At 67.0% G+C, this 10,514-nt stretch carries 9 protein-coding genes and 2 pseudogenes; 3 read left to right on the top strand and 8 right to left on the bottom strand.

Annotation, left to right across the window (positions count from 1 at the left end):
* Positions 1-523: 523 nt before the first annotated feature.
* On the top strand, positions 524-1,162 hold the full coding sequence (locus tag SALPAC6_RS0116180; protein ID WP_018254424.1) for a DUF4241 domain-containing protein: 639 nt from the start codon (positions 524-526) through the stop codon (positions 1,160-1,162).
* Positions 1,163-1,284: 122 nt separating this feature from the next.
* Here the strand turns inward: SALPAC6_RS0116180 and SALPAC6_RS0116185 are convergent, their stop codons facing one another.
* Both SALPAC6_RS0116185 and SALPAC6_RS26155 read right to left on the bottom strand, forming a co-directional pair.
* Positions 1,285-1,743, bottom strand: coding sequence for a hypothetical protein (locus SALPAC6_RS0116185; RefSeq protein ID WP_018254425.1), 459 nt, complete (start codon positions 1,741-1,743; stop codon positions 1,285-1,287).
* 108 nt (positions 1,744-1,851) lie between these two features.
* Positions 1,852-2,503 (bottom strand): annotated as a pseudogene (locus SALPAC6_RS26155) (DUF4291 domain-containing protein).
* 276 nt (positions 2,504-2,779) lie between these two features.
* On the opposite strand from SALPAC6_RS26155, the gene SALPAC6_RS0116195 reads away from it, so the two are divergent.
* The gene (locus tag SALPAC6_RS0116195; protein WP_018254426.1) at positions 2,780-3,280 is read left to right on the top strand and encodes a GNAT family N-acetyltransferase; all 501 of its coding nucleotides are present in this window, start codon (positions 2,780-2,782) and stop codon (positions 3,278-3,280) included.
* Here SALPAC6_RS0116195 and SALPAC6_RS0116200 read toward each other — a convergent pair.
* Positions 3,255-4,193 (bottom strand): replication-relaxation family protein, encoded by a 939-nt coding sequence (locus SALPAC6_RS0116200; RefSeq protein WP_018254427.1) that lies wholly within the window; start codon positions 4,191-4,193, stop codon positions 3,255-3,257. The genes SALPAC6_RS0116195 and SALPAC6_RS0116200 overlap by 26 nt on opposite strands.
* 207 nt (positions 4,194-4,400) lie before the next feature.
* Positions 4,401-6,890: a type IV secretion system DNA-binding domain-containing protein gene (locus tag SALPAC6_RS0116205; protein WP_018254428.1), complete on the bottom strand. Its 2,490-nt coding sequence runs from the start codon at positions 6,888-6,890 to the stop codon at positions 4,401-4,403.
* A 401-nt stretch (positions 6,891-7,291) separates the two neighbouring features.
* Between SALPAC6_RS0116205 and SALPAC6_RS26160 the strand changes: the two genes are divergently transcribed.
* Complete coding sequence (locus SALPAC6_RS26160; protein WP_223874331.1) at positions 7,292-7,606, top strand: integrase; 315 nt, start codon at positions 7,292-7,294, stop codon at positions 7,604-7,606.
* Here SALPAC6_RS26160 and SALPAC6_RS30810 read toward each other — a convergent pair.
* From SALPAC6_RS30810 to SALPAC6_RS26170, 4 genes and pseudogenes are all read right to left on the bottom strand, one after another.
* A complete protein-coding gene (locus SALPAC6_RS30810) occupies positions 7,572-8,162 on the bottom strand; it encodes an MFS transporter (RefSeq protein ID WP_080636078.1) in 591 nt (196 codons plus the stop codon). The genes SALPAC6_RS26160 and SALPAC6_RS30810 overlap by 35 nt on opposite strands.
* A 46-nt stretch (positions 8,163-8,208) precedes the next feature.
* Positions 8,209-8,766, bottom strand: a pseudogene (locus SALPAC6_RS31295) (MFS transporter); the annotation flags it as partial.
* Positions 8,726-10,006, bottom strand: coding sequence for an MFS transporter (locus SALPAC6_RS0116225; RefSeq protein ID WP_188115265.1), 1,281 nt, complete (start codon positions 10,004-10,006; stop codon positions 8,726-8,728). The pseudogene SALPAC6_RS31295 and the gene SALPAC6_RS0116225, both read right to left, overlap by 41 nt.
* A 215-nt stretch (positions 10,007-10,221) precedes the next feature.
* Positions 10,222-10,514 (bottom strand): hypothetical protein (locus SALPAC6_RS26170; RefSeq protein WP_018254431.1); only part of this gene is annotated, 293 nt, incomplete at its 5' end.

A 10,514-nucleotide genomic window follows, 5' to 3' on the forward strand; every position in this document is an offset into this window, starting at 1 on the left:
GGTGATAGATGCGACCGTCGGGTTTCGTCGCGAGGCTGCTGCGCCGACCGGCCTTGCGGCGGGTGGGCATCAGATGCCGGGATGCGGCGAAGGGTCCGAGGGTGGGACCTACCGGGTGGGGATATATGAGGTTGCTGTAGTGCCGTGAACCGTAGCGGCCTGATCTGTCAGCACTGAGAACACCGCAGTTCCCGTGCAGGGGGTCGCTGACCTGCACTGTCAGAGGCTGGGCGTCGTTCGAAGACGACTACTCACCGGGCCCTGACAGATCACCGCGATCTGAAGAGGGTGACCCGCAGACGTTCGGGCTGATCTAAACCTTGCGCCCGGTTGAAAATCTGTCGGCCGAGTTCACCACGGGTAGGTGTCGGCCGATCCGCGGAGTGTGAATCTCGGTCGTGACCGTCGGGCGGTAGCAGGGTTAGGCCGGTCATGGGTGATCGGAAGCCATACTCCGGCGCCGTCATGTCGTGCCGATGAGACTGCATCGCAGCGAGGCGATGACCCAGATACGCTGCGCGCCATGCCGTACATGCCCGATCTTGACGTCGTGTTGACCGCTGGGTACCGCGCCGAGTGCGATGGGATCGCTTACCGTATCGAGCCCTATGAGCTCGGGCCAGTGGTGCTGCCAACCGGGAAGGTCGTGGGGTGCGACCCGCTCGTTCCGCACACCACGCCGTTCACTGACGCGGTGGAGCCGGGCCAGTACGAACTGCGGGCGTGGGTGGCGGTGTTGCTGAGGGACGGCTCGGAGTCGCAGCGGCGGATTGCTGCACTGCAGTTGGTGGTTGCTGACGAGCCGGCTGCGTCGTGGACCATGGCACTGCTCCCCGACCAGGACGTGGCCTCACTCGGCGACGAGGACTTCTTCGGCTACGCGGTTGACGCGGGTACCGGGACGCTTGCCGACCAGGTCGCGGTCGAGGCGCTGAGTGGGTGGGACTACGAGCAGTTGGACGCGGTGTTCATTCCGGCGCAAATTCCGGATGACCCAATCGAAGCCGTTATTACCGCAGTGGTTGAGCAGCAGACCGCGGCGAATGTGTACGTCGTCGGTTCAGGGTGGGGCGACGGCGTGTACGCGACCTACGTAGGCCGCGCCGAAGACGGGCGGATCACCAGCTTCGTCACCGATTTCCGCGTTGTGCCGCTCCGATAGTGAGCAGCAACAAGCAAGACTTGCTTCTGTCCCGATCGTGCGGGCGGCTGGCCATCAAGCATCACGCTGCTTCTCGCTGCCCTGCCCTCTGGCCGGTACACGTGCGATCTGCTGAGACGCGCTCAGACTCGATCGAGCTTGATCATGAGATGACGAGGTGTCTGTCTGCCGGCCAGCGCCCACGTCCAGCCGGGAAGGCTGAGAGCCTCGGCGAAAAAGCGGTCGAGAGGCGTGCCGAAGGACCATCGGACACTGGACCCGAGTGCTTCGGTTTCGGCGCTGGGTGTCCAGTGGAGCGTGCAGCGCAGCTGCCAGATCACGTCCTGGTCGTCGGCCTCGATGAGCTGCCGGGTGAGATCAGCATAGAACTCACGCACGCCGTCGAAGTCAACTGTTCCGGTCTGGGCGAGGATCCCGTCGCCGTCCTGGTCGGGCGAGACGGCGTCATCGACCGGGACGGTGGCGAATCGACGGAAGACCTCGACTGTCCTTCGCACGTCGGTGGCGGAGACCTCGTCGGGGCGCACTCCGGCAAGGTCAAGCATCGACGTCAGCAGCGGCTCCATCTCACTGATCAACACGATCTCATCATCGCGCGTCGTTGCCTCATCGCCGCCTCAAGTAGCCCACGCGAAGATCACAGGCACGCTGCTGCCGCCGAGTAGGCGTGCTGGGCTGCCGAGCGGCCGTCACTGTCCGTGCTGCTGCTCGGGCACTTCGTCTGCGGTGACGTTCGGGCTGGCGTTGAGGCCGGTGGCGATCTGAGCCGGCAGCGGGTAGGCATGTTCGACAGGTAGTTGAGCTGCTGCCGCCTGGTCGTCGCCGCTACGCAGAAGATCCCGGACCAGGTGCACCCTGGGGGTGATATCGGTGGTGGCAACGACCCAGTCGTCGACGTACCGGTCGACAGCCTCGCCGGACAATCCGACCTGCAGCGACCGGTACGGCAGCGCCTTCAACTCCAGCGATCGTTCCGGATCCCACTGCACTCGGACTGGACTGGTCTTCAGTTGCCGCGACCAGGTCGCCTTGTCGCGGTGCACGTCTCGGTCATAGTGACTCAGGCAAGCCCGCGCCAGCGTCCCACTCGAATCCGTCCCGCGTGATGTCGATGGACAGAACACGCTCTTGCCCTGACTTCGTAGCCCAGCCGCAGCGGTACATCATCCACAGGAACGACGGCTTGATCCACGTCATCCGTTCCCGCTTGAAGGGAGCCATGAAGCGGCCGGTTGCCACCGCTGGCAGCGCGATCTGCGGGGGATACGCCTGGTACACGGTGATGGTGTCGGTCGAGTAGCGGGCGCGGACCTGACGGGTGGGAACAGACACGGACGTCATCCTCACCGGTCGGGACCGACCGCTCCACCAAATTCAGTGCCCGCACCAGATTTCACTGCGCCCCCCAAAGTCCCAAGCCGCGCACTGCGCTCGTTGAAGCCAGCTCGGCGCGAACGCTTGGTCGCGCCGGTGTGAGTGCGCCGGTGCGATGACAAAGGGCGCGGACCCTGACCTGACGAGGTAGAGTCTCGCGTCGTGATGAAAGGGCTCGATCAACAGGGTGCGGATGGTCGCCGTCTCGGTCAGGAAGCGATGCGACGACTACAGCCCGCTTCCGTGCGCATCGTGCATCTGAACGGCCCGACATTTCACGCCCTTGCCCGGGGTGACCTGGCAGCGGCGAACATGTCCAGCCCTGTTCCCCTGTCGGCCTACTTCGCCGGCCCGGACTGGCGAGGCGTGTGGCAGATGCGTAGCAGACAGGTCGCGGACGACCCGGCCAGCGCGGCATGGGTCACCGGCGTAATTTGGGACGAACAGCGGCACCTGGCCGTAGGGCGGGCCGGCTATCACGGGCCGCCGGACCCGACGGGGATGGTGGAGATCGGTTACGCCGTTGACCCGGCGCTCCGGCGACGTGGCTACGCCCGCGCGGCGCTGGAAGCCCTGCTGCGCCGCGCCGCCGAGGAACCGCAGGTCCGTACGGTTCGGGTCACCATCAGCCCCGACAACCTGGCCTCCTGCAAGCTGGCGGCACAGTACGGCTTCATCGAGGTCGGACAGCAGTGGGACACCGAAGACGGCCTGGAAATCATTTATGAGCTTGCCTCAAGTTGAGAGGTAGGTTTTGGTCGCCTCCCGGACAGATAGCTGCCGGGTCGCGATGAACGAACCGGTTGGGGTTCGTGGCCGTGTACGGGCCGTGGTCGCTGGGGAGTTCGTACAGGTGGCGTAGCCGGTCGGGGTCGCTGGTCAGGGTCCAGACGGGCCCTGCTGGGTTGGTGTCGTGCACGGCGGTAGCTATCGGCATCGCGGCGGACGTATCGGCGAGTGCGTCGAGGAGATTGCGCTCGCGGCCTCGGCTGGGGACTTGGAACAGGACCGGGTATCGGGGTCCGAACTCGGTCACCCGTTCGTAGGCGCGTAGCTTGGCCAGCACCCTGCCGAGGGGTTCGGTGCCGTTGTCGTGCTCGAGGAAGAATCCGACGGTGGCGTCGCCGACGGTCCAGATGCCGTGGCCGTCAGGTTGGACCCCGGCGCCGCCGTAGGCGTCGGTGGCGTGCTGTTCGGACCACCAGCGTTCCAGTCGCGCCTGCGGGTTGGTGCGGGCGTGGGCGAGCAGGTCGGTGAAGAAGTCGTTGACGCCGATCAGGTGGCGCAGTTTGCGGCTGCCGACGATGCGGTCGGCGCGGTCGCGGTTGCTGCGTGGCGGTTTCGCGGTGGGGTTGTCGGGGTCGTGGTAGGCGTCGCGGTTGAGTCGCAGGCCGAGCGGTCCGAGCGCGTACAGGTACTGGGTGGAGTTGGCCGCTGCTTGGTCGACGAACCGGTCTACGGCTTCGATGCGGTGTAGCAGGGTTAGCCGTAGGCGGGCGCTGCGGCCGGAGGGGAACAGTGCCTTGGTGACCTGGTGGGTGGACAGCAGGTAGTGCTCGGCGAGCCAGGACAGCAGGAGTCGGTCGCGTGAGGTGAGACGGCGGGTGTGTAGGTACGGGTCGGATGAGGGCGAGCGAGGTGGAAGACGGCTGGACACGGCTACTCCTTGGGGAAGAGAGTCCTCCATACGGAGGGTGTCTGGGTGGGGTTGGACCACAGTGGTTGGTTGGCAGGCCGCAGCGCGGTAGAGACAGGCCGTCACGGGTGATCTGTCAGTGGATGTCGGTGATGGGGGTGGAAGGGGTGGTGGATCCCCTTGGGGATCCCGTTACGGAAGCCGATGGTTGTCGCTCTGACATGTCGGTCACGACGGGGCCTTGCCGCCTCTGCGGCGTCGGTCGTCCGGTTTCCGGCTGTGCTGCTTGACTAGGGCGTCGATGGCGGAGGGGTCCTGGGCGGGGACTGTCTTGGCGACCTGCTGTCGGATCGCGGTGGCCTCGCCGAGCACCGGCAGCGGTGGGCGGGTCCGCATGGTGAACGCCGGCATCTGCCGGCCGTTGACGACGAGGCGGCCGATCGCGGTGTACGCGTCGAGGTGGGCCAGGTCGTGCTCGTCGAGTTCCGGCAGGGTGTGCCGGGCCAGCACACGGGCGTCCTCTGGCGCCACACTGAAGTAGATCTTGTTGCGGGCGTTCGCGGACACGGCTGCCAGGAGTTCGCGGGGGAATTGGGCGAGGTCCTGGTGTGCGAGGGTCATCGCGAGGCGGTATTTACGGGCCTCGGCCAGCATCGTGTCCAGACTCGCGGCCAAGGTCAAAAAGTTCTGGCACTCGTCGAGATAGATCGAGCAGTCCTTTCGGCGGTCGGCGGGGATGCTTGCGCGGGCGGTTGCCGCCTGCCATACCCGGGCCAGGATCAGTGAGCCGAGTAGCCGGCTGGTGTCCTCGCCCAGTTCCCCCTTCGGGATCCGCACCAACAACAATCCGCCGTTGAGGATCTTGCCCATGTCGAAGCTTGACTTGGGGTAGCGCATCGTCTTGCGGACGAAATCCCTGAGTAGGAAGGCGCGCAGTCTGGCCAGCACGGGGCCGATGATCTGTGAGCGCAGCGCCGGAGTCAGTTCGTCGTACCACTGCCAGAAGCCGTGCAGCCCGTCTGGGTCGTCTAGGTCGACGGTCATCGCCGACCGGAATTGGGCGCTGTTGAGTAGCGGCGGGATGTGTTGGAGGGTGACGTTGGCGTGCCGTAGCAGGGTCAGGCAGGACACCCGCATCACGTCGTCCATCCGTGGCCCCCACGCTTTGGAGAAGATCGACCCGAAGATGGCGACCAGGTTGTCCACGACCAGGTCCGGGTCGGTGCCTTCGAGGGGGTTCATTGCTGGCGGGTTGGGTTGGGCGGGGTCGAATAGCACCACCCGGTCGGCGATGGTCGCGGGGATCCGGTCGAGGACGTCGAGGACGAGGTCGCCGTGCGGGTCGAGCACGATGGTGCCGCGGCCGGCCTTGATGTCGTCGATGATCAGGTTGGCGAGCAGGGTGGTCTTGCCGGAGCCGGTCTGGCCGACCATGTGGGTGTGGTAGCGGGTGTCCGGCACGGACAAGGCGACGGCGTGGCCGCCGACCTCGGCGTCGCCGAGGACCTTGCGGCCCCGGCCGCCTTTCGGTACGGCGACCGGGACTGGCATGGACTTGGCGCGGGCGCGGTCCAGGCCGGGCACGGCGAGGTCGCGGGGCAGTCCCGCCATCACGGCGAGTTCCGGGGCTGAGGTGAGGAACCCGGCGCCGAGACGGCGGGTGGCCAGGACCACGGCGGGCCGAGGCATCCGGGTTCGGTGGGCGAGCCGGTTACGGCTGGCGTAGACGGCGAACGAGGAGGCGACAGCGTCGGCGACGCCGCGTAGTCGGTGGTAGGGCAGGGTGCCGTCGCGGTGGGCGCGGGAGGCGACCGCGTACCGGATGCCGGTCTCCCACAATTGGTGGGAGGTCTTGTCGAGGATTGCCCGCACGTCCCGCTCGACCGTCGGGTCCCGGCGGCTGGCCGGTGCCGCGCCGGCAGGGCTGCCGGAGCGCCCGGGCAGGAAGATGTCGATCAGCTCGGTCAGCGGCCCGGCCAGGCTGACCAACGGGACGGCGGTCTTGCCCTGACGCAGCCGACCGGCAGCGCGTCGGGCCCGCCCCGCGCGACGGGGTGCCGCTGGTCGGGCGAGGATCTGCACACAGGCGTACTCGCCGTCGTGTAGCTGGGCGCCAGCGGCCATCAGGGCGCGTAGCGGGTCGGCGTCGTGGTCAGCGTTCAGTGGCAGCCATTCGGCGGCCACGGGCAGCAGGTGACCACCCACGGCGGCGGCCGTCTCTACCGGGATGGGGTCAGGGGCGGGTTCGCTGGTGGTGGTGGCCGCGCCGGGCCACGCCGCGCGTACGGCGGCCTCGACCGCCCCCTTCGGGATGGTGCCGGGCACCCACAGGGAGATGATCAGCTGCCGGCCGGTCCACGCGTACTGCAGGGCAACGTGCGGGGTGCCGTAGAGCAGTCGTCGACGGCGGGATGGGGTGAGGATGCCGGCCAGATTCGCCCACAGGGCGGCGGCACCGTGCTCGTCGACCTCGGGCGGTGGGGCGATGGTGACCAGCCGGGCACCCGTGGCGTGGTGCCGGTGTCGCCAGCCCGCGACGAGGTTGCGGCCGGCGATCCAGACGAGGAACAGGCCGGCGGCGACGCCCAGCAGCCAGGGCCGGTCGATGGCCCAGTGCGATGCCTGCAGGATCCACTGGGTTGCCGGTGACGGGGGAATCGGCGAGCCGGGATCGGTGCCGACGGGGGTGGGCGACGGGGTAAACAGGATGGTGACCATGACGTGTCCTTCGCGGTTACGCGCGCGGCAAGGCGGCGGTGCCACACCCACGCTCGGGTGCGGCACCACCGCCTGCGTGTCGACAGGGTTGAACTAGACGCTGTCGGCGTCGTCGTCGATGAGGTCGAGCGGGTTGGTTACCGGAACTACCATGAGTTGATTGCTATCGATGCTATTGGTGGAGTGGATAGTCGGTGGCCAGTACTTCGATCCGGCCGTGCTCGTCGGCTGTACGGGTGATTGACGGATGGTCAGGGATCCTGACCTGTCGTCTGCTTTCATGACTTCCTGCCATTTCCTTCGATCGTTGGAGGGGTGTAGGGCTGGCTGTCGTGCGTTCGTTGGGTTCGCCGCGTCGGCTCGGGTCGGCTGAGGATGAGGCGGACTACGAGCAGGAGCTGGTGGATCAGTACCTGCTGGCCTGCGTGGGTGCGGGGATCCGTGACAGCACGGTCGGCGGTGATCGGTCGACGTTGTTCGAATTCGTCCGCTTTCTAGGGCGGCCGGTGTGGACCGCGAAGCCGGCGGACGCGGACCGGTTCCTCGCCGCGCAGCGCCATGGGGGTCGTTCGGCGCTGACGGTGCAAAAGAAGGCGTGGAGCGTCGGAGAGTTCTTCAACTTCCTGATAGCCCGGCACCAGGGCGATATCCATGAGCTGACCGGCCATGTCGTCGAGCAGGTCATCGACGTATCGCAGCCATCACGCAGGCCATGAGCGCGCCGAGCATGCGCCCGCGTAGCGCGGCGGGTATCCGTTCGAACTCGATCGCCCCGAGGAGCGGATTGACCGGACCTGCGGCAAGTCCCGCCGCGACCATCGTGACGACGAGTACCCAGGTGTCGGGAAAGGCCGCCAGCACCAGGAACTTCGGTGTTCCCGCGATGAGTAGGGCGGGTACGAGCACACCGCGGCGGGGCAGCCGGTGACCAATCGCAGCGTAGATGAGTGTGCTGGCCAGGGAGCCGGCGCCGAGTGCGCCGACACAGATGCCGAGGACGACAGGATCGTTGAGGATCTGGGCGGCGTCTGTCGGAAGGAGCACGGCGAATAGGGCGTTGTCGAGCATGTTCGCGATGACGAACATCAGCAGAATCGACGGCAGCAACGCGTCACGCCTGATGAAGGTGAGCCCCTCGTGGAGGTCGGCGACGTACCGCCTGGGCGTCGTGGCCGGCGCTGGAGGCCGAGACAAGCGCACAGCCGCGGTGAAGACTCCGATGAGGACAGCGGACATGGCGAAGCTCGCCGCGTCCACGATCAGAACGTTCATCGTGCCGATGCCGATGATGAGGATGCCGCCGACCGGGTCCTACGAGTTGCGCGAGGCGGTAGGCGCCGTCGTGTAGCGCGGCGGCGCGTTCGATCGGTAGCCGCGCGCTGGTGGCCAGGTCCGGCAGCATGGCACGGCGAGCGGTGTTGCCCGGCGCGTCGAACAGCGTTCCGAGAAAGACAAGCAGGACAAGGAGCGGGAAGCCAAGTACTCCAATGGCGTACATCGTGGGGACGGCGGCCACGGCCAGCATGTTGGCGATGTCGGACACGACGCTGACCTGCCGGTAGCCGAAACGGTCGACTATCGCGCCGCCAAGGACTGCCGCCAGAACCGACGGTACGAAGAAGACAAAGGCGGTGACTCCGGTGAGTGCCGCGCTGCCGCTGGTTTCGAGCACGAACCAGGGGATCGCCATCATGGCGATGCGGTTGCCGGCTACGGACACGGCCTCGGCGACCAGAAATGCAACGAAAGGCAGGCGTCGCCCAGTCTGGGCTGGCTGCGTCTCGGCGTCGACGCCTCGCTGCTGGTCGGTGGGCGTCACCACGGCTTGTCCCGATTCACCGCACCGGCTCCGAGTCGAACGAGACCGGGACGTCATCTCCGTGCAGCGGGTCGCCTGGCTGATCGCGATCCTTTCGATCGGTACGCTTGTAGCGATATGCCCGAAGCATCACGATGCCCACCGCTGTGGCGCCGAAGATCAGTGTCAGCGCGGCCGACACGAGGATCGTGGGCTGGGCGCCGAGGCTGGTGATCAGTGGTCCGCCGGCGATGGTGCCGAGCGGTACGGACAGGGTCACGATCGCGGCGTACGCGGCGAGTATGGGAGCCCTCATGGCGCCGTCCGTCGAACGTTGCAGCAGAGCCATCGTCGTCGCCGGAAACGGCGCCCAGATCAATCCGCCGACCGCGAACGCGGCGAGTGCTACACCCGTCGGTGCGCCGAGACCTAGCGGCAGCAAGGCTGCGCCCCAACCCAACACGATGGCGATGGTGGTCGGCCACAGCCGCCAGCGTCGTAGATAGCCAGCGGCGAACCCCCCGAGTACGGCTCCGACGCCGAACACCGTCCAGAACGCGGCGAGGGTCCCGGCGGAGTTGCCGAGTGCTTCCGCGGCGTGGATCGGCAATGCCACCTGGACAGGTCCGTACAGGAAGAAGAAGCCGAAGGTCAGGACAGACAGACCCAGCAGGGTTCGGTCATGCCAGATCGCGGCGAAGCCGGCGAGGCTCGACGCCTTCCGCTCCTCGAGCGGGGCGCGGGCCGTCTTCGGCACCGCGAACAAGTAGGTGATCGCGAGGACGGCGAACGTTCCGGCGTCGATGGCGATGACGAGGACGGGGCCGCCGAGGCTGATGACAACTGCCGCAAGGGCGGGACCGATCAGACTCGACGCCTCGGCGAGCAAACCGATGAGCGCATTGCCCGCCAGACGGTGTTCCTGCGGCAGCAGCTCGGCGACGAGAGTGAAGCGGCCCGCCGACCCCCAGGACCGCAACAGCGCAGAGAGTCCGAGCAGCACGATGTACAACCCGATGTCCAGCACTCCGGCGAGATAAGCGACCGGGATCAGCGCCAGAGCCACCGCCCGTAGAACAGCGTCCCACGCAGCCAGTTGCGCGCCGCTGCGGCCGCTCAGTATCCGGCTGAACAGCACGGTACCGAGCACACCCGGCAGCGTGTACGCGGCGACTGCCGCAGCGACCCAGATGCCGGCGTTTGTCTGCGGAGCCAACTGAATCGCGAGCCAACTGACCGCCAGCAGGCTCATCCCGTCGCCCACGTATGACAGCGCGAACCCCGGAAGTAGCCGCCGCAGAACCGGGTGCCTCACCACCGGCCAATAGGGCGAAGACCGAACGAGCGACGGCACGGCTTCTGAAGGGACCATTCCGAGAGCCTTCCAGCACCGTCGATCGAACCGCTACGCCATTCGCGCCAAGCAGAACCCAACGCGAGCCACCTTGCCGAACACGCTCGGCTGAGAGGGTGGTTCGGGAGTGTATGTCCGGACTGGGTTTGACCGCTCGTTAGGGGCCTTGGTGGTCGGGGTTACGTCGACGGTGGGGTCAGGGTGAACAGTCCGGCCTCGGGTTCGGTGAGGATCTGGCGGGTGACGAGGCGTTTGAGCTTGGCGCGGAGGTTCTCGGTGTCCTTCGCGGTGGTGCCGGTGCCCAGGGCCTGGCAGATGTCCTTGGCGCGCATCGGTGTGGTGGCGGTGTGGAACACGGTGAGGATCTGTTGGTAGGCGGGGCTGGCGATGGTCGGGTCAGCGGGTGGTGCCGCGTCGAGTGGGTCGCCGAGGCTCAGGAGCGTTTTGCGGGTGATGGCGAGTTCGGTGACTT

Origin of the sequence: Salinispora mooreana (assembly GCF_000379065.1) — a bacterium.
Taxonomy (GTDB): domain Bacteria; phylum Actinomycetota; class Actinomycetes; order Mycobacteriales; family Micromonosporaceae; genus Micromonospora; species Micromonospora mooreana.